Origin of the sequence: Paraburkholderia domus (assembly GCF_905220705.1) — a bacterium.
Taxonomy (GTDB): Bacteria; Pseudomonadota; Gammaproteobacteria; order Burkholderiales; family Burkholderiaceae; genus Paraburkholderia; species Paraburkholderia domus.
In genome coordinates, this window is record NZ_CAJNAT010000004.1 from 252,017 (window position 1) to 275,754 (window position 23,738).

21 protein-coding genes and 1 riboswitch are annotated in these 23,738 nt (G+C 61.8%); of the genes, 6 read left to right on the forward strand and 15 right to left on the reverse strand.

What is annotated here, in order from left to right:
- Window positions 1-50: 50 nt before the first annotated feature.
- From KHO31_RS11360 to metE (KHO31_RS11370), 3 genes are all read right to left on the reverse strand, one after another.
- Window positions 51-1,982, reverse strand: a complete 1,932-nt coding sequence (locus KHO31_RS11360; RefSeq protein WP_211623343.1) for a TonB-dependent receptor domain-containing protein — start codon at window positions 1,980-1,982, stop codon at window positions 51-53.
- Window positions 1,983-2,079: 97 nt separating this feature from the next.
- A riboswitch (cobalamin riboswitch) is annotated at window positions 2,080-2,276 on the reverse strand.
- A 102-nt stretch (window positions 2,277-2,378) separates the two neighbouring features.
- Window positions 2,379-4,658 carry a 5-methyltetrahydropteroyltriglutamate--homocysteine S-methyltransferase gene (gene metE, locus KHO31_RS11365; RefSeq protein WP_201108046.1) on the reverse strand — a complete coding sequence of 760 codons (2,280 nt, stop codon included), beginning with the start codon at window positions 4,656-4,658 and terminating at the stop codon, window positions 2,379-2,381.
- Window positions 4,659-4,663: 5 nt separating this feature from the next.
- A complete protein-coding gene (metE, locus tag KHO31_RS11370) occupies window positions 4,664-6,955 on the reverse strand; it encodes a 5-methyltetrahydropteroyltriglutamate--homocysteine S-methyltransferase (RefSeq protein WP_211623344.1) in 2,292 nt (763 codons plus the stop codon).
- A 115-nt stretch (window positions 6,956-7,070) separates the two neighbouring features.
- On the opposite strand from metE (KHO31_RS11370), the gene KHO31_RS11375 reads away from it, so the two are divergent.
- On the forward strand, window positions 7,071-7,979 hold the full coding sequence (locus KHO31_RS11375; RefSeq protein ID WP_201108048.1) for a LysR family transcriptional regulator: 909 nt from the start codon (window positions 7,071-7,073) through the stop codon (window positions 7,977-7,979).
- A gap of 70 nt (window positions 7,980-8,049) precedes the next feature.
- Here the strand turns inward: KHO31_RS11375 and KHO31_RS11380 are convergent, their stop codons facing one another.
- From KHO31_RS11380 to oxlT, 4 genes are all read right to left on the reverse strand, one after another.
- Window positions 8,050-8,481, reverse strand: a complete 432-nt coding sequence (locus KHO31_RS11380) for a PAS domain-containing protein (RefSeq protein ID WP_201074656.1) — start codon at window positions 8,479-8,481, stop codon at window positions 8,050-8,052.
- 109 nt (window positions 8,482-8,590) lie between these two features.
- Window positions 8,591-9,841: a formyl-CoA transferase gene (gene frc / locus KHO31_RS11385; RefSeq protein ID WP_201074657.1), complete on the reverse strand. Its 1,251-nt coding sequence runs from the start codon at window positions 9,839-9,841 to the stop codon at window positions 8,591-8,593.
- A gap of 26 nt (window positions 9,842-9,867) precedes the next feature.
- Complete coding sequence (gene oxc, locus KHO31_RS11390; protein ID WP_201074658.1) at window positions 9,868-11,610, reverse strand: oxalyl-CoA decarboxylase; 1,743 nt, start codon at window positions 11,608-11,610, stop codon at window positions 9,868-9,870.
- Between the two features lie 63 nt (window positions 11,611-11,673).
- Window positions 11,674-13,005, reverse strand: a complete 1,332-nt coding sequence (oxlT, locus tag KHO31_RS11395; RefSeq protein WP_201085595.1) for an oxalate/formate MFS antiporter — start codon at window positions 13,003-13,005, stop codon at window positions 11,674-11,676.
- A 294-nt stretch (window positions 13,006-13,299) separates the two neighbouring features.
- On the opposite strand from oxlT, the gene KHO31_RS11400 reads away from it, so the two are divergent.
- Entirely contained in the window at window positions 13,300-13,500 is a 201-nt protein-coding gene (locus KHO31_RS11400) for a hypothetical protein (protein WP_201074660.1), read from the forward strand.
- Between the two features lie 132 nt (window positions 13,501-13,632).
- Window positions 13,633-14,022 (forward strand): hypothetical protein, encoded by a 390-nt coding sequence (locus tag KHO31_RS11405; protein ID WP_201074661.1) that lies wholly within the window; start codon window positions 13,633-13,635, stop codon window positions 14,020-14,022.
- 45 nt (window positions 14,023-14,067) lie between these two features.
- Here the strand turns inward: KHO31_RS11405 and KHO31_RS11410 are convergent, their stop codons facing one another.
- The 3 genes from KHO31_RS11410 to KHO31_RS11420 are packed head-to-tail and all read right to left on the reverse strand — an operon-like array spanning window position 14,068 to window position 16,987.
- Window positions 14,068-15,051 (reverse strand): aldo/keto reductase, encoded by a 984-nt coding sequence (locus KHO31_RS11410; protein WP_201085594.1) that lies wholly within the window; start codon window positions 15,049-15,051, stop codon window positions 14,068-14,070.
- 37 nt (window positions 15,052-15,088) lie between these two features.
- Window positions 15,089-15,757 (reverse strand): Vgb family protein, encoded by a 669-nt coding sequence (locus KHO31_RS11415; RefSeq protein WP_201139153.1) that lies wholly within the window; start codon window positions 15,755-15,757, stop codon window positions 15,089-15,091.
- 9 nt (window positions 15,758-15,766) lie between these two features.
- The gene (locus tag KHO31_RS11420) at window positions 15,767-16,987 is read right to left on the reverse strand and encodes a helix-turn-helix domain-containing protein (RefSeq protein ID WP_201074665.1); all 1,221 of its coding nucleotides are present in this window, start codon (window positions 16,985-16,987) and stop codon (window positions 15,767-15,769) included.
- Between the two features lie 130 nt (window positions 16,988-17,117).
- Between KHO31_RS11420 and KHO31_RS11425 the strand changes: the two genes are divergently transcribed.
- Entirely contained in the window at window positions 17,118-17,888 is a 771-nt protein-coding gene (locus KHO31_RS11425) for a DUF899 domain-containing protein (RefSeq protein ID WP_211623346.1), read from the forward strand.
- Window positions 17,889-17,929: 41 nt separating this feature from the next.
- The gene (locus KHO31_RS11430) at window positions 17,930-18,733 is read left to right on the forward strand and encodes a DUF2182 domain-containing protein (RefSeq protein ID WP_236071190.1); all 804 of its coding nucleotides are present in this window, start codon (window positions 17,930-17,932) and stop codon (window positions 18,731-18,733) included.
- Between the two features lie 133 nt (window positions 18,734-18,866).
- Here the strand turns inward: KHO31_RS11430 and KHO31_RS11435 are convergent, their stop codons facing one another.
- The 4 genes from KHO31_RS11435 to KHO31_RS11450 form a co-directional block, all read right to left on the reverse strand.
- Complete coding sequence (locus KHO31_RS11435) at window positions 18,867-19,871, reverse strand: sterol desaturase family protein (protein ID WP_211623349.1); 1,005 nt, start codon at window positions 19,869-19,871, stop codon at window positions 18,867-18,869.
- 48 nt (window positions 19,872-19,919) lie between these two features.
- On the reverse strand, window positions 19,920-20,930 hold the full coding sequence (locus tag KHO31_RS11440) for a YVTN family beta-propeller repeat protein (protein ID WP_201074672.1): 1,011 nt from the start codon (window positions 20,928-20,930) through the stop codon (window positions 19,920-19,922).
- Between the two features lie 256 nt (window positions 20,931-21,186).
- Window positions 21,187-21,498 (reverse strand): TFIIB-type zinc ribbon-containing protein, encoded by a 312-nt coding sequence (locus KHO31_RS11445; RefSeq protein ID WP_201074674.1) that lies wholly within the window; start codon window positions 21,496-21,498, stop codon window positions 21,187-21,189.
- A 42-nt stretch (window positions 21,499-21,540) separates the two neighbouring features.
- Entirely contained in the window at window positions 21,541-22,293 is a 753-nt protein-coding gene (locus KHO31_RS11450; protein WP_201074676.1) for a TerC family protein, read from the reverse strand.
- Between the two features lie 120 nt (window positions 22,294-22,413).
- Here KHO31_RS11450 and KHO31_RS11455 point away from each other — a divergent pair, with 120 nt between their 5' ends.
- Window positions 22,414-23,295, forward strand: a complete 882-nt coding sequence (locus KHO31_RS11455; RefSeq protein WP_201074678.1) for a LysR family transcriptional regulator — start codon at window positions 22,414-22,416, stop codon at window positions 23,293-23,295.
- Here the strand turns inward: KHO31_RS11455 and KHO31_RS11460 are convergent.
- Window positions 23,268-23,729: a TerB family tellurite resistance protein gene (locus tag KHO31_RS11460; RefSeq protein ID WP_201074680.1), complete on the reverse strand. Its 462-nt coding sequence runs from the start codon at window positions 23,727-23,729 to the stop codon at window positions 23,268-23,270. The two genes, KHO31_RS11455 and KHO31_RS11460, sit on opposite strands and share 28 nt — an antisense overlap.
- Window positions 23,730-23,738 lie beyond the last annotated feature (9 nt).

Consider the following 23,738-nt stretch of genomic DNA (forward strand, 5'->3'; position numbering starts at 1 on the left):
CGTATGCGCACATCCGGAGCGCGCCCCGGACGTTCATGCTGCCGGGAAGGCTAGAACGTATAAGCCAGCTTGCCGAACGCCGTACGGCCTAGCGTGTTGTAACCGTACGCGGTGGAGTACTGCCGGTTGAAGAGGTTCGACAGATTGGCAGACACGGTGAGGTGCGAATTGACCTTGTAGGCGGCACGCAGCGCGACCGTTGTGTACGACGGCAGATAGGTCGTGTTGAACTGGTCGTCGAAAGTCGATCCCCCGTAGAGCAGCGAGACCCCGGTACTGAGGGCATGAAGGTGGAACTCGTCCCACATGTGATCGACGCTCAGACTGACCGTCTGGCGCGGGCGGCGGGGCAGCCACGTCTGGTCGGTGACGTCCTGCGGATTCAGCAGGCCGATCGCCAGACTCACAGGTGTCGATTGGCCGACTGTGCCCTTGTACGACAGGTCGATACCCTGGATGTGGGCCCGCCCGATGTTCACGGGCATAGAGGTCACGGCGTCGAAAGAAATGAGGTCGTGGACCCGGGTGTCATAAACGGCGGCCGTGAAGGTGCCGAAAGACGTTGAGGCGTCCAGCGCCGCCTCGATCGTGTCGCTGCGCTCGGGAGTCAGGTTCGGGTTCGCGTAGCCCGGATAGTACAGATCGTTGAAGGTCGGCAGGCGGAATGCATTGCCGTACGAAAGTCGCGCCGTATAAACCGGCGTGATCGCGTAGGCCACGGCGACATTGCCGGTATTGACCGACTGGCCCTGAATAATCTCGTGACGGCCCGCAAGAAACACCGTCAGTGCACCGAGCGTAGCTGACTGATGGAGCGAGACAGACGAATCGTTGCGCGCGGGCAAGCCTTGAGGGACATCTACCGGCAGGAAAGCCAGCTCGCGGCTGAAGTCGTAGGCGAGCTTCGTCTCTCCGGAAAGCGGCAGACCGAACAGTGTCAGCCCGCGTTCCTGATGCGTCAGCGAGGTCGACGTGCTGAAGCGCGTCGAGTCGAACTCATCGGTTGGGATGGTCGGATCGTTCGCATAGAGGAACTGGCGGTCTGTGGCGTAGCCCACCGACTGGTCAAACTGAGTGGACGGCGTAATGTCCAGGTGAAACGCGAGGCCCGTCGTCAACTGGTTATCGCGCTGCCGGTCGGCGCCGCCTGCGTTGTCGTAAGACAGGTCGGACTTGTGGTAAAGGGCGAACGTGGAGAGCGACCAGTTGTCATGCGCATAGCCTAGGCGCGCATCGACGTCCTGGGCATGGTACGGGTTCCGGCCGTCCTCATGGCCATAGGCATACGGCTGGGTCGCATCGATCCCCGCGGTGTTGTAGTCGTGCAGACCGAGCGAGTAGGTCAGCCCGGACAGCGCCGAGAGCGGACCGGTGGACGGGATACTGCCCGACGTGCGGATCTGCGTATCGAAAGTCTTGTTCGAGCCGCCGCCTACGGAAACCGTGGTCTTGTTCGGCTGATTGGACGCATGGTTGGTGAACAACTGCACGACGCCGCCCATCGCATCCGCGCCGAACGACGCGGCCGCCGGCCCTGATATGACTTCGACGCGGTCAAACGCGGAGGTCGGCAGATCCGCCCACTCGGCCACCCCGGTGGTCACGGAGCCGACCCGGATACCGTCGATAAACACGGCGACCTGATTGCCCGACGAGCCCCGGATGCTGACCGAGGCGGTGGAGCCAGGGCCGCCGCTTTGCGAAACGGTGACGCCGGGTAGCGTGGCGAGGGCTTGCGTGATACTCGGGTCGGCGGGTGACAGACGTTCGAGGTCGGTGCGCGTCAGGACCTGAGTCGTGGCGAAGCGTTGGTCGAACGATTGCGGCAGGTGCTGCGTGTCGCCGGTAACGAGAATATTCGGCAGCGTGGTTTCGGCCGGCGCCTGCTCCGGCGGCGGCAACGACGCGTCGTCCGCGGCCTGTGCAACCTGCCATGCCGAGACGGTCAGGGCAGAGGTGATGATGAATTGATGGAACTTCATGATTGAACGGCAGATCCTGAGGGTCGGGCTGTCGTTGCAACGGGCGACCGCATAAGCGGTGCTTGCACATCGGGACACCCCGCCCCGGCGCGGCTGCGCAGACCTCGGTTTGATGGCAGGTCTCCTGGCTCGCGGGTCAACGTCACGTGCCGACCTTCCCGGGGATCCAGTGGTCATGAGTGGCACAGACTCGCCGCTTACAGTTGCGGGGGCAGCCGCAGACTCGGAGCATTGCTGCTCGTACTGCGTTCCCTTTTGATCCCGGTGACGGGAACCATCAGCGCGAAGCGTACCGATGCGTAGTGGTTGCCGTCAACCACTACGGCGCTTATGGTGTGCCGTCCATGGGCGTTATGACGGTTTCCTGATCATCGTCGCGAAATGCATTGATTTAAATCACCGAATACTTTCAGCGAGCTTCTGACGCAACGTCTTCGCGGCCTGAACCATATTGCTCAACGCGGCTTCCGTCTCGGGCCAGCCGCGTGTTTTCAGGCCGCAGTCGGGGTTGACCCAAAGCCGTTCGGCCGGCACCACGTCGCATGCCCGTTCGAGCAATTGCTGCATCGCATCGGCACTCGGCACGCGCGGCGAATGGGTGTCGTACACGCCCGGTCCAATGCCATTCGGATAGGCGAACTCGACAAAGCCATCGAGCAGTTCCATCGAGGAGCGAGAGGTCTCGATCGTGATGACGTCCGCATCCAGATCGGCGATCGCAGGGAGAATGTCGTTGAACTCGGAATAGCACATGTGTGTATGAATCTGCGTGGCGTCGGACACACCGCCCGCGGCAATCCTGAACGCGCGCGTCGCCCATTCCAGATACGCTGGCCAGTCTTCCTGGCGTAATGGCAAGCCTTCTCGGAAGGCGGGTTCGTCGATCTGGATGATCCGGATGCCGGCTTTTTCAAGGTCGATCACCTCATCGCGAATCACGAGCGCCAACTGCAGCGCAGTGGTCGAGCGCGGCTGGTCGTCGCGAACGAATGACCACTCGAGCATCGTCACCGGTCCGGTCAACACCCCTTTCACGAGGCGTTCCGTCAGAGACTGCGCGTGGCAGGCGGCGTCTACCATCATGGGTTCAGGCCGATAGACGTCACCGTAAATGATCGGCGGTTTGACGCACTGCGAGCCGTAGTTCTGGACCCAGCCGTTTTCCGTGAACGCGAAGCCCCAGAGCTTATCGGCAAAGAATTCGACCATGTCGTTGCGCTCCACTTCGCCATGAACGAGCACATCGAGTCCGAGTTCTTCCTGCTTGCGAATCACGCTTGCTGTTTCGGCGCGCATCCGTTCGAGGTAATCGAGTGCTCGCATCTTGCCCCGCTTGTACGCTGCGCGAGCTTGCCGGATTGCCGGTGTTTGCGGAAACGAGCCGATCGTCGTGGTCGGTAACAGCGGGAGCTTCAGTGAGTGCCGCTGCACGCTGCTGCGGGCCGTGAATGGGCTCTTGCGGCTAGCCATTGCATCGGTGATGCTCGCCACCCTTCTTTGAACGAGGACGTTCATGACGGCGCCCGAGGCACGTCGTGCATCGAGCGCGGCATCCGCTGCCGCGAGCGCTGGCTCAGCGGCAACCGGGTCGCGGAGCGCGAGCGCAATCGTGCTCACCTCATCGAGTTTCTCGGTCGCAAAGGCAAGCCATGATTTAAGCTCGGCGCCGAGTTTCGTTTCGCAGGCTAGCGTGACCGGCACGTGAATGAGCGAGCATGACGGTGCTATCCAGAGGTGCTCACCGCGTTCCGCGTGCAGGGCATCGAGCGAGCCGGCGATTTCGCCCAGATCTGCGCGCCAGATGTTCCGGCCGTCGATCACACCCGCCGAGAGCACTTTGTCGGCCGGCAGCGCGGTGCGCCATACCTGGAGTTGTTGCGGTGCCCGGATCAGATCGATGTGGACGCCGTGAACGGGAAGTTGCGAAACCATCGGCGCATGATCGGCCGCCGTGTCGAAATAGGTCCCGAGCAAAACCTTGCGGCCCGAGACCCCCAACACGTCGTACGCTGCCTTGAATGCCTCGAGCCATTCCTCGTTGAGGTCGAGGCACAAAGCCGGCTCGTCGAGCTGAAGCCATTCGATACCGCGTTGTTTGAGCTGGTCGAGAATACGCATGTAGCGGATCACCAGCTTTGGCAAAAGCGACAGACGGTCGAAGCCAGGAACGGGACTCTTGGACAGCCACAAATACGTGATTGGCCCGATCAGCACCGGCTTGACCGGAAGATGCAACGCGAGCGCTTCGTCGATTTCGTCAAAGAACCAGTCGACTCCGCCATTGAAGGTCGTATCGGGTCCCAGTTCCGGCACCAGGTAGTGGTAGTTGGTGTCGAACCACTTGGTCATTTCCATGGCCGGCTGCGCTTTGTTGCCCCGCGCGAGCTCGTAGTACTGCGTCAGCGAAAGCTTCGCCGGGTCGAATCCGAAGCGCTCCGGCAGCGAGCCGAGCAGCGCGCTCAGGTTCAGCATCTGATCGTAGTAAGCGAAGTCGCCGACAGCGACGAAATCCAGCTTCGCCGCCCGTTGCAATTCCCAGTGCCGGATGCGCAGTTCTTTCGCGATGCCCTTGAGATAGGCATCGTCGGATTCTCCGCGCCAGAACGATTCCTGTGCGAACTTCAGTTCGCGCTGCGCGCCGATGCGCGGAAAACCAGAGATGTGGGTGCGGGCCATGGACGTTACGCCGTTTCGCGCAGGGTCTGAGCCGCCGCGACCATATTCTTCAATGCCGGAATGACTTCTTCCCACTGGCGCGTCTTCAGGCCGCAATCCGGATTCACCCACAGGCGTTGCGCCGGAATGCGTTCAGCCGCCTTCTTCATCAGTTGAACGATGTGCGCTTCGGTCGGGATGTTCGGCGAGTGAATGTCGTACACGCCCGGTCCGATTTCGTTCGGGTAGTTGAAGTTGTCGAACGCGTCCAGCAACTCCATATCCGAGCGCGACGTCTCGATGGTGATCACGTCGGCGTCCATATCGGCGATCGACGCGATGATGTCGTTGAACTCCGAATAGCACATATGCGTGTGGATCTGCGTTTCGTCATCCACGCCATTGGCGGTGATGCGGAACGACGTCACTGCCCAGTCCAGGTATTCCTGCCATTGCGATTTGCGCAGCGGCAGGCCTTCGCGCAAGGCCGCTTCGTCGATCTGGATCACGCGCACGCCGGCCTTTTCGAGGTCCAGGACTTCTTCGCGGATCGCCAGAGCGAGCTGGTAGCACGACACCGAACGCGGCTGGTCGTCGCGTACGAACGACCAGTTTAGAATCGTGACCGGGCCGGTCAACATGCCCTTCATCGGCTTGCTGGTGAGCGACTGCGCGTACTTGATCCATTCGACCGTCATCGCCTTCGGGCGGCTGATGTCGCCGAACAGGATAGGCGGTTTGACGCAACGCGAGCCATACGACTGCACCCAGCCGAACTGGCTGAAGGCGTAACCATCGAGCTGCTCGCCGAAGTATTCGACCATGTCGTTACGCTCTGCTTCACCATGCACCAGCACGTCGAGGCCTAGGGCTTCCTGCTCACGGACGCTGCGCTCGATCTCGGCCTGCATCGCGGTCTTGTAGCCGGCTGCATCCAACGCGCCGCTCTTGAACTGGCTGCGCGCATGGCGGATTTCACCGGTCTGCGGGAACGAGCCGATGGTCGTGGTCGGGTAAGCCGGCAGCTTCAACAATGCAGCCTGCTTGTCGGCGCGCGCCGGATAGGCGCTCTTGCGTTGACCCAGGGCCGGGCTGATCTTCGCGAGCGCAGCCTTGACCGCCGGGTTGTTCACACGCGGCGACGCGCGGCGTGCGGCAATGGCGGCACCGTTAGCAGCGAGTTCCGCCTTGACGGCGTCGCGGCCCTGGTTCAGCGCGGTGGCCAGCACCTTCAGTTCGCCCAGCTTTTGCAGTGCGAAGGCGAGCCACGAGCGGACTTCCGCATCCAGCTTCTGTTCGCTGTCCAGATCCACCGGCACATGCAGCAGCGAGCACGACGATGCAATCCAGAGGCGCTCGCCCAGTTGCTTCGCGACCGGCTCGAGCCAGTCCAGCACGCTGTTGAGGTCCGTCTTCCAGATGTTGCGGCCGTTGATCACGCCGAGCGACAGCACGCGGTCCTGAGGCAATTGTGCAATCACCGTAGCGACTTCAGCACGCGCATTGATCGCATCCAGATGCAGGCCCTGTACCGGCAGCTTGCAAGCCAGCGACAGGTTATCGAGCAACTGGCCGAAGTACGTAGCCAGCAACAGCTTCACCTTGCTGCTCGCCAGCGCGTCGTACGCGGTGACGTAGGCTTGTTGCCATTCAGCGGACAGTTCGGTGACGAGAATCGGCTCGTCGATCTGGACCCATTCAACGCCTTGCGCCGCCAGCGTGGCCAGCAGTTCCGCGTAGACCGGCAACAGGCGCGGCAGCAGGGACAGCTTGTCGGAGTCGTCCTTGGCCTTGCCGAGCGCCAGATAGGTGACGGGCCCGACGATCACCGGTTTGGCCTTGACGCCTTGTGCCTTGGCCTCAGCCAGTTGTTCCAGCAGGCGCGACGGGTCGAGTTTGAATTCGGTGCCAGCGCTGAATTCGGGGACGATGTAGTGATAATTGGTGTCGAACCACTTCGTCATCTCGCCGGCAGCGACACCGCCGCAGCACGCGCCATGGTCTTCGGCACTCTTGGCCGTTCGGCCGCGGGCGACGCGGAAGTAGTTGTCGAGGGTGTCGCCGTGAAAGCCGCGAACACGTTCAGGGATGTTGCCGAGCGTGAAGCTCATGTCCAGGACCTGATCGTAGAACGAGAAGTCGCCAACCGGCACCTGATCGAGTCCTGTCTGGTTTTCCCAGTGACGCTGACGCAGTTGCGCGCCCAGCGCCGTCAGTTCGTCGCGTGACGATTGGCCCTTCCAGTAGCCTTCCTGGCCAAATTTGAGTTCGCGCTTGGCGCCAATACGGGGGAAACCCAGGTTATGCGTTGTAGCCATGATGATGAACCGCTCCTGATCCTGATTGGATGAACGGGTCGATCATAGGGGGAACGGTCCATGAAATATAATGGCATTATTTCATTGATCGATTAACTTTCCTCATGGGTTCGCGATGCTCGAACGAGTACATCTGACGATTATTCGGGAGGTGGACCGTCAAGGCTCCCTGACGGCCGCCGCCAATGTGCTGTGCCTGACGCAGTCGGCGCTGAGCCATACCGTCAAGAAAATGGAACAGCAACTCGGAACCGCGGTATGGGATCGCGAGGGCCGCAACCTGCGGCTGACTCAGGCCGGTCAGTACCTGCTCGGCCTCGCGAATCGTGTGCTGCCGCAGATGGAGCACGCGGAAGACCGGATGAAGCAGTACGCGCAGGGCCAGCGCGGTACGTTGCGTATCGGCATGGAATGCCATCCGTGCTATCAGTGGCTGCTCAAAGTCGTGTCACCTTACTTGAAGCGCTGGCCCGACGTGGATGTCGACGTCAAACAGAGATTTCAGTTCGGTGGAATCGGCGCGCTGTTCGGATACGACATTGACGTGCTCGTCACCCCGGATCCACTGAAGCGGCCGGGACTGCGCTTTGAGCCGGTGTTCGACTATGAGCAGGTCCTTGTCGTGAGCGAAGACCATCCGCTGGCGAATGAGGCGTACGTCACGCCCGAGCAGTTGGCAACCGAGGTGCTGATCACCTATCCCGTCGAAACCGATCGGCTGGATATCTATAACCAGTTCCTGACACCGGCTAACGTCGTGCCGAAGCGGCACAAGGTGATTGAAACGACTGACATCATGCTGCAGATGGTCGCGAGTGGGCGCGGTGTCGCCGCTTTACCACGATGGCTGGCAGAGGAGTATGCAGACTCGATGCCGCTCATGCCGCTCAAACTTGGAAAGAAGGGTATCTCCAAGCAGATCTTTCTCGGCACCCGCGAAGCGGACGACGCAATCGACTATCTGGCGGCGTTCGTCGCTCTCGCCCGCGAGTCGGACTGGAGTGCCGCCAGACTTCGTGTTTAGCGGCCACTAGCTTGGCGCTGCAAACGTCGAGTCGGACGCGGCGGCGCCGGTTCCTGCATCGTCGCTACGCTCACGCGCCTGCCGACGCTTCCAGTTCCGCGAGACGTTTGCGCAGCAAGCGATCCTCCTGGAAGCGGCTGGTTTCGTCGCGAATCACTGCGACGATGCCGCTGAGCTCGTTTTGCGGCGAATGCAGCAATGCAACCGTAAAGGCGATCGACAGTGACCGCCCGTCCTTACGTATGGCGGGAACACGCAGCACGTCGTTGCCATAACGGGTTTCGCCCGTTGCCATGGTCTTCTGATAGCCGTCCCAATGACGGCCGCGCAAGCGTTCTGGAATGATCAGGTCCAACGACTTTCCCAGTGCCTCGTTTTGCGTAAAGCCGAACATGCGTTCGGCCGCGGGGTTCCACAACGTAATGTTGCCGCTAGCATCGGAAATGATGATCGCGTCGCCGATTGCGTTGACGAGTTGCTCGAAGTCGATGGTTGTTTGCATGGTGCTCCTCCGAATGTGAAAACACAGATCCTTGAGTTGGATGTGGCGCCTGCAAAGAATGCCATATCCGCAGGCCCGAGCAACCCCACGGGCCCGCGGTGCGACACCGCTAAACGGCTTTGACTTCGCGCAGGTTGAAGATGTCCTGCTTGCTGTACCCAAGGCTCGCCAGTACTTCGTCTGTGTGTTCGCCGAGCAGCGGCGACGCGGTGACTTCCGGCTTCATATCGGAGAACTTGATCGGGCTGCCGACCGTCAGATATGAGCCGCGTTTCTTGTGCGGCACTTCGACGATCGTGCCGCTCGCGCGCAACGAAGGATCGTTGGCCAGTTCCTTCATCGTCAGCACCGGCGCGCAGGGAATGTCGAACTTGCGCAGGATGTCGACCGCCTCGAATTTGGTCTTGTCGGCAAGCCAGGCTTCGATGGTTCCGAAGATCTCGAAGATATGCGGTTGACGGGCTTCCGCAGTCTTGTAGGCCGGGTCGCTAATCCACTCGGGTTTGCCGAGCGCCTTGCAGATCGGCTCCCACGCATGGCCCTGGATCGTGAAATAGATGTACGCGTTCGGATCTGTTTCCCAGCCCTTGCACTTGAGTACCCAACCCGGCTGACCACCGCCGCCCGCATTGCCGCCGCGCGGCACCACGTCGCTGAATTCGCCGTGCGGATATTGCGGATATTCCTCGAGATAGCCCACGCGCTCCAGCCGTTGCTGATCCCGCAGCTTCACGCGGCACAGGTTCAGCACGCTGTCCTGCATCGACACCGCGACCTTCTGGCCTTTACCGGTTTTGTCGCGTCCAAGCAGGGCGGTGAGGATGCCGATCGCCAGATGCATGCCGGTATTGCTGTCGCCGAGCGCCGCGGCGCTAATGGTCGGCGGACCGTCCCAGAAGCCCGTGGTGGACGCCGCACCGCCCGCACATTGCGCGACGTTTTCGTAGACCTTCAGGTCGTCGTAGTGATGGCCGTCGCTGAAGCCCTTCACCGAAGCGACGATCATCTTCGGATTGAGTTCGTTCAGGCGTTCCCATGAAAAACCCATCCGGTCCAGCGCGCCTGGGCCAAAATTTTCGACCAGCACGTCGGATTCGCGAATCAGCTTTTCGAGCACTTCCTTACCTTCGGGCTTTTTCGTGTCCAACGTCAGCGACTTCTTGTTGCTGTTGAGCATGGTGAAGTACAGCGCGTCGGCGTCGGGAATGTCGCGCAACTGGTTGCGCGTCACGTCGCCTGAACCCGGTCGTTCAACCTTGATCACGTCGGCGCCGAACCAGGCGAGCAACTGGGTGCACGCGGGGCCGGCCTGAACGTGGGTGAAGTCGATGATCTTGATGCCTTCGAGAGGTTTGGTCACTTTGCTATCTCCGTGGTTACGCTGGATCACTTTTTCATCGCCGCGCTTTGCGGGTTCAGATTGGTCAGGCGGCCGCTTTCGGTACCGGCCGCTTCATCGATGACGGCATTGATCAAGGTCGGCTTACCCGATGCGATCGCTTCGAGCAGTGCCTTCGTCAGCTCTTCCGGTGTGGTCGCGTGGTGGCCGACACCGCCGAATGCCTCGATCATCCTGTCGTAGCGCGCACCCTTCACGAACACGGTCGGCGCGACGTCCTTGCCGCCGGTCGGGTTCACGTCGGTGCCGCGATACACGCCGTTGTTGTTGAAGACGATCGTGCAAACCGGCAAGTCGTAACGGCAGATGGTTTCGAGTTCCATGCCGCTGAAGCCGAACGCGCTGTCGCCTTCGATTGCGACAACCGGTTTGCCGCTCGTCACCGCCGCGCCGATCGCAAAGCCCATGCCGATGCCCATGATTCCCCACGTGCCGGAATCGAAGCGTTTGCGCGGCTCAACCATATCGATGATGCTGCGCGCGTAGTCGAGCGTGTTCGCGCCTTCGTTGACGACGTTGATGTCCGGGCGTGTCTTCAGCACATCGCGGATCGCGCGCAACGCGCTGTGAAAATTCATCGGCGACGGATTTTTGTCGAGCGTTGCGGCCATCTTTGCGAGGTTCTTGCTCTTGCGCTCGGCAATCGCGCCGGTCCACTCGGCGCTCGGCTTCGCAAATCCCGCATCGAGGCCTGCGCGCAACGCCGCCACGCACGAGCCGATATCACCGATCACCGGCGCGGCAATCGCGACGTTGCTATCGATTTCGGTCGGCGAAATATCGACCTGCACGAAACTCTTCGGCTCCGCGCCCCACGTTTTGCCTTTGCCATGCGAGAGCAGCCAGTTCAGGCGCGCGCCGATCAGCACGACAACGTCGGCTTCCTGCAGCACAAACGAGCGCGCCGCCGACGCCGATTGCTCGTGCGTATCGGGCAACAGGCCCTTGGCCATCGACATCGGCAGATACGGAATGCCGCTTTGCTCGACGAACGCGCGGATTTCCGCGTCGGCCTGCGCGTACGCCGCCCCCTTGCCGAGCAGGATCAGCGGACGCTTCGCGCTCTTCAGCACATCGATCGCACGCTTGACCGATTCCGGCGCCGGCAATTGACGCGGCGCGGCGTCGACCACTTTGACCAGCGACTGCTGCGCCTTCACGGCGTCCAGCGTTTGCGCGAGCAGCTTGGCCGGCAAATCCAGATACACGCCACCGGGGCGGCCCGATACCGCGGCACGGATTGCACGGGCCACGCCGATACCGATGTCTTCCGCATGCAGCACGCGATACGCAGCCTTCGCATACGGCTTGGCCGCATTCAACTGATCCATTTCTTCGTAATCGCCCTGCTGCAGATCGACGATCTCGCGCTCGCTCGAGCCGCTGATCAGGATCATCGGGAAGCAGTTGGTGGTCGCGTTGGCGAGCGCGGTCAGGCCATTGAGAAAGCCCGGCGCCGACACCGTCAGGCAGATGCCCGGCTTCTGCGTCATGAAGCCGGCAATGGCCGCTGCATTGCCCGCGTGCTGTTCATGACGAAAGCCGATGAAACGCATCCCCTCCGCTTGTGCAAGCCGCGCAAGGTCAGTGATCGGGATACCGACAAGACCAAAGATGGTGTTGATGTCGTTCAGTTTCAGCGCGTCGATGACGAGATGAAATCCGTCGGTCGTCTCGGCTGTTTGTTGTGTCGGGGTATCTTCTACTGTTTGCCGGTCGGCTTCTGCCATGATGTTGCTCCTTGGTCGCGGGACGTTATGGGTTCGTCGTGAGTGGCGGGCTCACGTTGTTGTTCATTCAGGCGAGCCGCCGGACGACGGCTGCAGGCGCACTTCGGCGATGACTGCGCCGGCCGGCGCGCCCGAGTTCTCGATCCAGCGCTTTCTCATAGGGGCGAGGATGAACTTGGCGGACACGGCCGCTGCGATCGAGATCACCGCCGCCGAGATGAACACGGTGCTCCATCCGCCGTTCGCCGACAGCACCGATGCGATCGGCACCAGCATCGACGCGGTGCCCTTCGCGGTATAGAGCGTTCCCGCATTGGCTGCGGCGTATTTGCTGCCGAACGTGTCCGCGCAGGTCGCCGGGAAGATCGAGAAGATCTCGCCCCAGCACAGGAACACAGCGGCCGCGAAGAACATGAATGCGTAGGGGTTGTGGCCGAACTGCATGAGTCCCAGCAGTGCGACGCCTTCGCCGAGAAAGATCATGAACATCGTGTTTTCGCGGCCAATACGGTCCGACAGAAAGCCGCACAACGGACGCGTGAAGCCGTTGCACAGGTTGTCGATCGATAGCGTCATGGTGAGCAGCGGCAGCGTGATGCCCATCAGATTCACGGGCAGCTTGGCAAAGCCGTATTCCTTCGCGATCGGCCCAAGCTGCGCGGTCGCGATGATGCCGCCGGCCGCGACGAACACGAACATCAGATACAGCACCCAGAAGAGCGGTGAACGGATCATCTCGCCGGGCGTGTAGTCGATCTTGCTTGCGACCACGCGTTTGGCGGCGACCGCGAATGCGGGCGGTTTCGGCCGTATCAGCAGGGTGGCGAGCAGCAGAATGCAGACGCCCTGGAAAATGCCGAAGAACATGAACGTATGCTCGTAACCCGAGCGCTGGATCATGTTGGCGATTGGAATCACGGTGACGGCCGCGCCGGCGCCGAAACCTGCGGCGGTCAACCCGGCTGCGAGCCCGCGCTTGTCCGGAAACCATTTGAGCGCCGTGCCGACGCAGGTGCCATACACGCAACCGGCGCCAATACCGGCGATCACGGCCGCGGCGTAGAGCTCGGCGAGACTGCTCGCATGCGCGTCGATGATCCAGCCGAGCGCCGCGCACACCGAACCGCCGATCACAACCGGGCGCGGCCCGAACTTGTCGACGAGCCAACCTTCGATAGGCACGAGCCAGGTTTCGGTGACGATGAAGACCGTGAATGCGGTCTGAATGGCTGCCTGGCCCCAGTGGTGGGCGTTATCCATCGGTACGACGAACAGCGTCCACGCATATTGCAGGTTCGCGACGAGCCCCATGCATACGATGCCGATCGCTAGCTGCACCCAGCGGTTGTGCCGGAACGGCGTACCGCCTGTCCCGGATGCGTTGGAATGTCCCATGTCCTTCGTCTCCTGTATATTCCGTCGCGCTCGAACGGCGCGTTGGACTTACGTGATCGAATCGCTTCATTGCCGGTCTGTCTGTGGGCAATCAAGCGCCAGTGGTCGGCCAGAGGAAATTGCACTGACGAAAACCGTTGCCCGTCGAACTCACAACAACTGGCTAAAGGCGTTTCGCGTGGAGCGCGTCTGAAGGATGCTGCGCGCGAACAGCGATAAGTAAAAGTTAAAACATTTTATGGTTTGCATTAGGCATACCTAATAGATAGGTGTGCCGGTTCTGACGATGGGGCCATGAGCAGCGCCATTCTGCGGCGATTGAACTGGTTCACGGTGCACCGCAAGAACAAGCGGCGGCCTCCCGTCGCACTTGCGTTCGTGGAATTTTTTGGTCTGGGAAGGCGTGGCGAGGATTGCCGGGGCGTCTATTTGGGCGCGAAGCTGCTGCGCAGCCGGCCGGAGGGCGTATCGAGGGCGACTGTCCAGGCATCCTGATTTCGTCGCTGTCGCATCTGGAGGAGTGAATATATAAACAAAAGACTATGGTTTTTCGAAAAAACTTTAACTGTTGTTTATCTATGCGCGCTCCTATTCTTGGTCGTGTCAACTTGCCTGAAGGAGACGACCATGAACCCATCCCAATTCGATGCTCACGACAACGCGCATGATGCGGAAATCGAGGCGCAACTGTGCGCCTATAACAGCGCTTTCGATGAACTCGGCCTGCGCTTCCGTTGGGATGTGCGCACGCTGGCGTCATTAGCCATGATCGACGATCAGGAGGCGCAGATTGTCGCGTACATTGAAGCGCACCACGCGCACTTGCTGAACGCTTATAGCGCGGGGTTTCTGAGCCGGGCCATTCTCGAGAGGAAAAACGCTCGCTATCCGGCGCGTCTTTCGATGCGCGTCGACAGCACGCCGCATCTGAGCCACGTGGTACACCAGCCACAGATGAGAAGCCCGCGCGAGCGCGTGTCGTACGAGGTCGAACTGCCGGCGCTGGCTGGTGTTTAGACGCGGCGCACGTCAGTCAGGCAGCGTTCAGGCGCGCGAGGCGCATTAGCGATCCACGCGCTGCTGCAGATGGGCCGGGTAGCGGTCGCCGACCACCTTGACCGCTCGCAGGGCTGCTTCGATGGCGGACAGATCGTCAGCCGACAGCTCGACGGCGGCCGCGCCGACGTTCTCTGTCAGGCGATGCAGCTTGGTGGTACCCGGAATCGGCACGATCCACGGCGTCTGCGCCAGCAACCAGGCAAGGGCGATCTGTGCGCGGGTAGCGCCTTTGCCGTCGGCGATCCGGCCCAGCACTTCGACGAGGCTCGCATTGGCCTTGCGGTTTTCTTCCGAGAAGCGCGGCACGATATTGCGGAAATCGGTTTTGTCGAACGCGGTGTTCGCGTCGATGGCGCCGGTGAGGAAACCCTTGCCGAGCGGGCTGAACGGCACGAAGCCGATACCCAGTTCCTCCAGGGTCGGGAGCACCGATTCTTCCGGCTCACGCCACCACATCGAATACTCGCTTTGCAGCGCCGCCACGGGCTGAACGGCGTGAGCACGCCGGATCGATTGCGCGCCCGCTTCGGAGAGGCCGAAGTGCTTGACCTTGCCCTGCTGGATCAGCTCCTTGACGGCGCCGGCGACGTCTTCGATCGGCACGTTCGGGTCGACGCGATGCTGGTAGAGCAGATCGATGCGATCGGTCTTCAGGCGCTTCAACGCGGCCTCGACGACGGCGCGAATGCGCTCGGGCCGGCTGTCCAGGCCCTGACTCACGTCGCCTTCCTTGAAACCGAACTTGGTGGCGATCACCACCTGATCGCGAAACGGCGCGAGCGCCTCGCCGACGAGTTCCTCGTTGAAGAACGGCCCATAGGCTTCGGCGGTATCGAAGAACGTCACGCCCTGTTCGAAAGCGGCACGGATCAGTTTGATACCTTCCGATTTTTCAGTAGCGGGGCCATAGCCATAACTCAAGCCCATGCAGCCGAGGCCGATCGCCGATACGTCGAGTCCGCTATTTCCAAGTTTGCGATGTTGCATGTTCGTGCTCCTTTCTCGCCATGACGGCCCGCTTCGCTTACTTGCTCGCAGACTCGACGGAGACTTCGGTGTCTCGCGAGGGTCGGCGAACGACTCTCACCTTCCCGCTGTTTCCTCCACCGCAGAAGAACTGATCGCCTCCATCGGATTCGAGCCCGGATACGGTCAGGCCGGGCGGCATCTCGAGGCTTTCCAGGACTTCTCCCGTACGCGGATCGATTCGCCTCAATTCGCTCGCATCATCTTCCCAGGTGGCGTGCCAGAGCTCTCCGTCGTTCCAGGTGACTCCGGTGACGAAGCGGTTGGACTCGATGGCGCGAATAATCGCCCCCGTTTGGGGATCGACCTGAAGAATCTTGCGGTCGCGATAGCGTCCCACCCAGAGCGATCCCTCGGCCCACGCGAGTCCCGAGTTACCGTCGCCGTCTGGCGCCGGGATCGTGGCGAGCACGCTGCCAGAATTCGGATCGATCTTCTGGATGCGATCGCCAGCGATCTGAAACAGATGCTGGCCGTCGAAGGCCGTTCCTGCTCGCGCGGCGACATCGATCGAGCGCAGCGTTTCTCCGCTCGCCGGATCGAAGGCGTTCAGCTTATCGCCGGCAGCAATCCAGACGCGCTGACCGTCGTACGTGACCCCACCCACACTCTCGACACCCGGAAAGGGCCCATATTCACGCACGATTTTGGCAGTTGATTTGTTCATGTTTGCATCCTAATCACTCGGTAGGGGAGCGGGGAGTAACAAAGTCGTCGTGAATCCGGGCATGGGCGGTGTCATCCAGCGTCGCGCCCGGCCGCGACCGAACGACTGCACCTTGCCGGCTGCCGCCAGCGAGTCGAGTGCCCGCTGCATGGTGCGCTGGCTGGCGTCCAGCGCAATCGCGAGCGCCGAGCTCGACCACGACTCACCGTCCGCGAGAAAGGCGAGCACCATGGCATGCGGCTCTTCAACCGGCCGCGCGAGCACGACAACCTCGCGCGCGCCGTGCGGGACCAGCGCAAAGCCTCGCTTCGTCGCGCTCACACCGGCCAGTGGCCCAAGCAACGCGCGAAGCCGCCCAACTTCGACGCGCAGCCGTGCGCGATGCGATTCATCGGCATGCTTCGTCCGGAATGCCCGCGCGATGAGTACGTCCCGCGATACGTCTTCGGGCCACGCTTCGGCCAGTGCGCGTGCGAGCGTGAACAGCACCGGACGCCTCGCGAGCGGGACCGCGATGTTGGCTTCACGCACGACATAACGGCACGCGTCCACCACGAGCGCCTTCGATGCCAGCAACGCCTCAACCTCTTCGAGCAGGAGGAACCGCTCCTCGCCATGCGCAAGCAGACGCGCCGCGGGTGTGTTCAGGAGCAGGAATGCGCTTTCGACCTCTGCCATCAGCGACGGGATGCCCGCATGGCGCGCGGCGCGCTCAGCCCTCACGAGGGCAGCGCGCGCTGTTTTCGTCTGGAGGCGGCGCATCGCGATCCCCGCGACGACCAGTTCGTGGGCGGTTCTCGGCGCAGGCGGGAAGGGCGTGGGGTCGAGTTTGGCGAGCAAGTGCTCGGCCTCGTCGAGCCGTCCGATCAGAAGAAGGCGCCGGACTTCGAGATATCGCGCATGCGCGGCGTTCAGCCGGTCGCCGTGGGCTTCGAGCGTTGCTCGCGCGGCGTCGAGCGCCTTCGCGGGCCAGCCCAGATCGCGCGAGGCGAGCGCAATTTCGGCCTCGGCGACCACGCACCTCGCGCGGGCCACGGGCTCTTTTGGGCCAAAGGCACGCGCCGCACTTCGCACAAGTGCTTTCGCTCGAACGAGATCGCCGAGCTGCGCCATCGCGATGCCTCGCAGCGCGAGCGAAGGTGCGTCGTCGCGCAAGGCAACCCGGTTCAGTGCGCCGAGCGGATCCCCCGCCGCGAGCGCCCGCGCCGCGGCCGTCACTAGCGAGTCCATGGTCTATTCGAATCCCGCCACACTTGTCACTCCCACTGTTCGGGTGCCCGTGACTAATCTAGCACGACCACCAACCCGTTCGTCGTATCGACACATGAGCGAACGACGAAGGACTCCCAAGGAGGGAAGCATGACCACGACACATACGACCGGGACACGTGAAGCGTGGCTGGCGGCACGGCTCGAATTGCTTAAGGCGGAGAAGGCATTCACGCGGCAGAGCGACGAGCTGGTCCGGCAGCGCCAGGCACTGCCCTGGGTGCGAATCGACAAGACGTACCGATTCGAAACCGAAGCGGGAAGCGCCTCGCTGGCAGATCTCTTCAGAGGACGCTCACAGCTCCTCGTGTACCACTTCATGTTCGGGCCCGACTACAAGGCAGGGTGCCCGTCGTGCTCGGCGATCGCGGATGGGTTTGACGGCTTCGTCGTTCATCTGGCGAATCACGACGTCACGCTGATGGCGGTGTCGCGGGCGCCGCTCGAGAAGCTGCAGACGTACCGGCGCCGGATGGGGTGGACGTTCCCTTGGGCGTCCTCGGGAGGAAGCGACTTTAACTTCGACTTCAACATCGCGTTTACCGAGGCGCAGCAGCGTGAAGGGAGCATCGAATACAACTACGAGCGCGGCGGCCACGCGATGGACGAGACGCAGGCCGTCCCGGAGCCCGTTGCCCAGTTCGCGGCCACCTGCGGAACTGACGCCGCGACGTACACGCGCGACAGGCCTGGTTTGAGCGCGTTCGTACTTGAGGACGGCGTCGTCTATCACACCTATTCCACCTATGCGCGCGGCGTGGATGGCATCTGGGGCATGTACCAGTGGCTGGACCGCGCTCCGAAGGGGCGCAACGAGACGGGCGTCTGGTGGAAGCGCCACGACGAGTACGAGAAGCGCTGAGATAGGTCATGGGTCACGTTTGCGCAACCGGGGGGCGGGAAATGTCAGGACGCTTGATCGACGAGCGAGATTCGCAGCGGGCGTTCTTCGGCGTTTCGGCACTGCTCTTCGCCGTCAGCGCGGCGGTGACGATTGTCGGCGCCGCGTCCATGTCGGCCATGGGCGAGATGCCGATGCCCGGCGGCTGGACGATGTCGATGGCGTGGATGCGGATGTGCGGACAGACGTGGCCTGGCGTCGCGGTGTCGTTTCTCGGCATGTGGGTGGTGATGATGGTCGCGATGATGCTGCCATCCCTTGTCCCCATGCTGTGGCGCTACCGCGCGGCCGTCGGCGGGACAGCCGCGACGGGTCTGGGTTGGCTGACGATGCGGGTGGGAGTGGGGTACTTCTTCGTGTGGGCCGCGTTGGGCATGGCCGCATTTCCGCTGGGCGCTGCGCTGGCGGCGCTCGAGATGGAATTGCCGGCGCTGGCGCGCGCCGCGCCGCTCGCGGTCGGTGTGATCGTGCTGATTGCCGGGGCGTCGCAGTTCACAGCGTGGAAGGCACGCCGCCTTGCCTGCTGCCGCCAGACGCCTGGGCGCTGCCGTATGCTGGACGCGGACGCTGCGACGGCATGGCGATACGGCCTGCGCCTCGGCCTCCACTGCAGCTACTGTTGTGCCCCTCTGACGCTCGTCCTTCTCGTTGCCGGGGCCATGGATTTGCGTGTGATGGCGGCAGTCACGGCGGCTATCACCGTTGAACGTCTTGCGCCTCGTGATGAGCGCGTGGCGCGTGTCATTGGGGGCGGTATCGTGGGCGCAGGGTTCGTGCTGATCGCACGAGCAGTGGGGCTTGGATGAGACACCCGTCTTCGCCAATCGCTCGTTTTCGCCGGATGGCTTTTGCGGTACCAGAGGGTGTTTTGCGGCCTCTATCTGCGATCTGATGAGCGGGCCGCGGTGAGCGCCGCGCCCGCTCCAGGGGCGATGACGATCAGTCCGTCACGCCGCCGTAGTTGCGTTGTCCCCGCAGACGCATGGCGATGCGGCCAAACGCGCGCCATTGCTGAGCGATCAGACCGTCGCCATAGGAACGCCCTGCGCCGTGCGGTGCAGGCAACTGGTCACGAATACCGGTCGGCTCGACGCTCGGGTTCCACGATGCGGTCCTGAACATCATGTCCCACCACGGAAACAGCACGCCGAAGTTACAGCCATAGCGCGTGCCTTCATGACCGTAGCCGACTGCGTGATGACGCCGATGAAAAATCGGGCTCACGATCACGCGTTCGAGCAACCATCCATACGGCAAGCGCGCGTTCACGTGCTGCACGCTTTGCATGAAATTGCCGACCGCTACCAGCACGACGAACTGCGTCGGCTGTACGCCAATGAACAGCGAAATCGCGGCGAAGAAAGCGGCCTGAATGATTTCGTCGAGAAAGTGATTGCGGTCGTCGGCCCACAAGGACATCTGCTGCTGACTGTGGTGCACCGCGTGCAATTCCCACCACACGCCGAAGCGGTGTTGCCAGCGGTGATACCAGTACCCGAAGAAATCGAGCACGATCAGATAGATGAGGAACGACACAACCGGCTGATCGGTGACCCCCGGCCACAGTCCGTCGATGTCGATGTTCGGCACGTCGTAGATCGCCATCAGGCTCTGCCAGTGATCGAACAGCGGCTGCAGCATGAAGAAGAACGCGATATTGATGATGCCGAGCTTGGCGATCCACGTGTAGATCACATCGGTTCGCAGCGCTTTTCGATCGGACCACGCCTCGATGGGACGCAGTGCTTCCAGCGGGCGCAGGGCGAGATACGTAATCACTATTTCCAGCACACCGACGATCACCCAATAGAGTGCGTCATAGGTGTCCTCGTCGTATCCCATCAGGCCGAAGCGATAGAAAAACGGCTGCACCACGTCGACGTACAGGAGTGTCTGCAACGTCGAGATGCCATTGTCGAGTTGCGCGACGATTTCGTGGATCATCGAAAACCTCTTGAAATTGCGGGTGCTGTCATTAAAACGAAAGCCTGTTCAGTCTGGATTGGGCGCATACACGGGTGCGCGGTTGGCAAAATACAAACCGTGCGGTGAGCGTCCGACCGCGATCGTGTCGACAAGTTTCTGTGTCGTCAGATCAATGATGCCGACGTGCCGCGAAAAGCGGAATGTGACCCACAGGTAGCGGCGATCGGCGGACAGTTCCATGTCGTCAGGACCGGGCATGAGTCCGGTAATGTCGGCGGTCTTCGTCAGCGTGTTGTAATCGAGAATGCTGATCGTACTTTCCACGCGGTTCGTGACAGCCACGTGCTGGCCGTCGTCGAGGTTGCGGAAGTTGTGCGCGCCGCGTCCCGTCTGGATTTTCTTCACGACTTGTTGTTTGTGCCAGTCGACCACGGCGACGTCGTTCTCGCCCGTCATGCCGATCAACAGATAGCGGTCGTTTGGCGTCATCCAGAGGCCGGCGGGCGTATTGCCGACGTGCAGTTTCCACAGCACCGCCTGTGTCGCCAGATCGATCGCGGCCACTTCGCCCGTGTCTTGCAGCGTGACGAACACAGTCTTGCTATCGGACGAGAATGTCATGTGACTTGGCGTCTTCGATAGCGGGACACGGTTGGCGAGCGTCATGTTCTGGCCGTCGTAGTGATACACGTCGACGCGATCCAGTCGCAGGCCTGCTGTCACGAACCATTTGTGATCGGGCGAGAAACCGAGCTGATAGGGGTCTTCAATATCTTCGACCTTGCGTTGCACGCGGCCGGTGTGCGGATCGAGAAACATCAGATCGTTCGAGATCGAATCGGCGACGATCAGCGAGTGACCGTCGGGCGTGATCATCAAATGATGCGGTTCCTTACCGGTCGGCTCCGTGCCGATGACCTTGTGCGTGGCGGGATCGATCAGTGTCAGTTGCGCTTCACCGGAGTCGAGCACGATCACGTTGTCGGCTGCCTGCGCCGGCATCGCCACGGTTAGCGTGCAGTAAGTTAGCGCGGCAAGTGCGCCGGCTTTTTTAATTGAAACGATCGAAATTGGCATCTGAACGATAGACGGGCGGGAAAACAAATTGGGGGAACATCACTACGGCGGGCGCAAAGGGATTCAGCGCGCGTAGAGGCTAACGCCTTAACGCGTCAGTTCGCTCTGTCGATGACACGCGAGCCTGTGTTATTTATATGAAGGGTTTGACGATGGCTGAGGCCACGTCAGATGGAAAAGCAAAAGGGCGCGGCTGATAACAGCACGCGCCCTTGATTTGATAAAAGCTGCTCGGGTCTTGTACTCGCGGACACGTTCAGTCGAAATCGAACATGTCGAAAAGCGAGCGCTTCTTCTTGTGTCCCCGATAATCCGTGCGGTGATTGTCATGCGTGCGATTGTTGTCGTACGCATGATCGCGATGCCGATCTCGATCCGGGTGGTCGTTCCGGCTCGTGCGCGCGATAGCATTAACCGACATGTCGTCGCTCCCGGCATCCTGTGCGATCAGCTTGTCGAGTTCGCCGCGATCGAGCCAGACGCCCCGGCAGACCGGGCAGTAGTCGATTTCGACCGAGCGTCGTTCGGTCATCAGCAAGTCAGTGGTCTTGCAAACAGGACATTTCATTTCGTTGCTCCTCTAGGGTAAAGAATCTATCGAGCGAGGCGCTTATTGCCCCGCCCCAACCGTCCGCTTCGAATTTGCCCGGCGCACGAGCATGTTCAATGCCTCGACAAACGCGGAGAACGCCATGGCCGCGTAGATGTAAGCCTTCGGCACGTGCGATCCAAAGCCTTCCGCAATCAGCGTCATACCGATGACGAGCAGGAACCCGAGCGCGAGCATGACGACGGTCGGATTGCGATCGATGAAGCGCGACAACGGGTTGGCGGCAAACAGCATCACCGTGACCGCTGCAATCACTGCAACGAACATGATCGGCATGTGCTCGGTCATCCCCACCGCGGTGATGATGCTGTCGACCGAAAACACGATATCGAGCACCAGGATTTGGCCAATCGCAGCCATGGCGGTCAACTGCACGGTAGTGCTCGCGTTGTCCCGTGCTTCTTCTGAATGGACGACGTGGTGGCGAATTTCACTCGTAGCCTTCCAGACGAGGAACAGACCACCGCCGAGCAGAATCAGGTCGCGCCACGAAAACGCGTGGCCGAAGAGCTCCACGGCGGGCGCGGTCAGTTGCGCAATCCACGCGACGGTGCCGAGCAGGGCGAGCCGCAACACGAGCGCGAGCATGATGCCCAGGCGCTGCGTGCGCGCGCGTTGGGCTTCCGGCAGCTTGTTGCTGAGGATCGAGATGAAGATCAGGTTGTCGATGCCGAGCACGATTTCCATCACGACCAGCGTAAGAAGCGCAGCCCATGCGGCGGGGTCGGCAGCGAGTACGAGTAGAGAGTCCATGGGGTCCGTAAGCGAATGAAAGCGGTAACGTCGGTATGCCGTCATCATCGCCGCCTTCATGGTTCGGATAAATCAGTGATAATCTGAACGACATATCGTTTTTTTCGAAGTGTCTCCAGCATGCTCAACTATCGCCATCTGTACTATTTCTGGATTGTCGTGAAGGAGGGCGGCTTCGCGCGCGCGGCCGAGCGCCTCGACATGGCAGTTCAGACAATCAGCGCGCAGGTGCGCGAACTGGAAAAATCGATCGGGCGTCAACTGCTGAAGCCGGCAGGGCGCGGCGTCACCATGACCGAAGCCGGCGAGACGGCATTCAATCGCGCGGAGCAGATTTTTCAGATCGGCGAGGCGCTGCTCGACGAGATGCGCGAGGCGGGCAGCGAACGCGTGGCGCGGCTCGCCGTGGGTCTTTCGGACGGCATCTCCAAGCTCGCCGCGCACGCGCTTCTGGCGCCGGTGCTCGATACGCCATCGCTCAGGCTCCTATGTCATGAGGGTGAGCATGCGCAGTTGTTGTCCGAACTCGCGCTCCATCGGCTCGATCTCGTGCTGGCGTGCCAACCCGCGCCGCACAACGCGGACCTGCGCGTCGTAAGCCAACGCCTCGTCGGTTCGCCCGTCGACTGGTATGGCCCCGCGGAGATCATCCGCAAGTCCGCCCGCGCCGGCTTTCCGCAGTGCCTGGCCGATCTGCCCGTGCTCCTGCCTACCGGGCACGGCGCGTTGCGCGCGCGGCTCGACCGGTGGTTCGAAGCCCAAGGTATCCGGCCGCGGATCGTCGGGGAATTCGAAGACAGTGCGCTGATGGCGGTGTTCGCTGCGCGCGGCCTCGGCGTGTTTCCGCTCGCGGAACTCGGCGCCGGGGACGTGGCGCTGCTGCGAGGACTGCGCTGGCTCGGTCGGGCGGAAGGCGTGATCGAAGAGATCCACGCGATCCGCTCGCGGCGCGGGCAACATCATGTGCTCGCCTCTCAGGTGGTCGCTGCCGGTCGTGCGTGACCGCGCGGTGCGTCCGGCAGCGTGATGTGTCGCTTTGTGGCCAGGCTTGGCTTAAGTGCCCACGCATTGAACACGGCAGCGAGCAAGGCGATTTCGCCGTCCGCCAGATAGTCGTCCGCGATCGCGACGGCGACGCATAGGCGAATCACCTTGCGGCGCAGCGCGGGGTCGTCGATCTCGTTGATTAGCGTGGTGAGCAGGGCCGTGTCGAGTTGGCCGACCGGCGGCGCGCACGGCGTCTGCGCGACCGACTGATCCTCGCACAGCGTCTGCACGATCTGGGCGAATTGCGCAGGCGCGAGACCGAGTTCTCCGGCAATGTCCAGACGTTCGAGTGCGCACTCTTCCGCGCTGCTGACGTGGCCGTCGGCAGTGAGGACCAGTGCCACGATACGTGCGGCGGCTTGAGGACTGTTGCGCGGATAGGTCCGCATGTTCGGGCT

What these genes read in the sequence shown, in the direction of transcription:
- KHO31_RS11360 (WP_211623343.1), bottom strand. Translation starts at nt 1,982, where the DNA reads ATGAAGTTCCATCAATTCATCATCACCTCTGCCCTGACCGTCTCGGCA.
- KHO31_RS11415 (WP_201139153.1), bottom strand. Translation starts at nt 15,757, where the DNA reads ATGAACAAATCAACTGCCAAAATCGTGCGTGAATATGGGCCCTTTCCG.
- KHO31_RS11445 (WP_201074674.1), bottom strand. Translation starts at nt 21,498, where the DNA reads ATGAAATGTCCTGTTTGCAAGACCACTGACTTGCTGATGACCGAACGA.
- KHO31_RS11375 (WP_201108048.1), top strand. Translation starts at nt 7,071, where the DNA reads ATGCTCGAACGAGTACATCTGACGATTATTCGGGAGGTGGACCGTCAA.
- KHO31_RS11430 (WP_236071190.1), top strand. Translation starts at nt 17,930, where the DNA reads ATGTCAGGACGCTTGATCGACGAGCGAGATTCGCAGCGGGCGTTCTTC.
- KHO31_RS11420 (WP_201074665.1), bottom strand. Translation starts at nt 16,987, where the DNA reads ATGGACTCGCTAGTGACGGCCGCGGCGCGGGCGCTCGCGGCGGGGGAT.
- KHO31_RS11410 (WP_201085594.1), bottom strand. Translation starts at nt 15,051, where the DNA reads ATGCAACATCGCAAACTTGGAAATAGCGGACTCGACGTATCGGCGATC.
- KHO31_RS11460 (WP_201074680.1), bottom strand. Translation starts at nt 23,729, where the DNA reads ATGCGGACCTATCCGCGCAACAGTCCTCAAGCCGCCGCACGTATCGTG.
- KHO31_RS11425 (WP_211623346.1), top strand. Translation starts at nt 17,118, where the DNA reads ATGACCACGACACATACGACCGGGACACGTGAAGCGTGGCTGGCGGCA.
- KHO31_RS11435 (WP_211623349.1), bottom strand. Translation starts at nt 19,871, where the DNA reads ATGATCCACGAAATCGTCGCGCAACTCGACAATGGCATCTCGACGTTG.
- KHO31_RS11405 (WP_201074661.1), top strand. Translation starts at nt 13,633, where the DNA reads ATGAACCCATCCCAATTCGATGCTCACGACAACGCGCATGATGCGGAA.
- KHO31_RS11455 (WP_201074678.1), top strand. Translation starts at nt 22,414, where the DNA reads ATGCTCAACTATCGCCATCTGTACTATTTCTGGATTGTCGTGAAGGAG.
- oxlT (WP_201085595.1), bottom strand. Translation starts at nt 13,005, where the DNA reads ATGGGACATTCCAACGCATCCGGGACAGGCGGTACGCCGTTCCGGCAC.
- oxc (WP_201074658.1), bottom strand. Translation starts at nt 11,610, where the DNA reads ATGGCAGAAGCCGACCGGCAAACAGTAGAAGATACCCCGACACAACAA.
- metE (WP_201108046.1), bottom strand. Translation starts at nt 4,658, where the DNA reads ATGGCCCGCACCCACATCTCTGGTTTTCCGCGCATCGGCGCGCAGCGC.
- KHO31_RS11380 (WP_201074656.1), bottom strand. Translation starts at nt 8,481, where the DNA reads ATGCAAACAACCATCGACTTCGAGCAACTCGTCAACGCAATCGGCGAC.
- KHO31_RS11400 (WP_201074660.1), top strand. Translation starts at nt 13,300, where the DNA reads ATGAGCAGCGCCATTCTGCGGCGATTGAACTGGTTCACGGTGCACCGC.
- KHO31_RS11440 (WP_201074672.1), bottom strand. Translation starts at nt 20,930, where the DNA reads ATGCCAATTTCGATCGTTTCAATTAAAAAAGCCGGCGCACTTGCCGCG.
- KHO31_RS11450 (WP_201074676.1), bottom strand. Translation starts at nt 22,293, where the DNA reads ATGGACTCTCTACTCGTACTCGCTGCCGACCCCGCCGCATGGGCTGCG.
- metE (WP_211623344.1), bottom strand. Translation starts at nt 6,955, where the DNA reads ATGGCTACAACGCATAACCTGGGTTTCCCCCGTATTGGCGCCAAGCGC.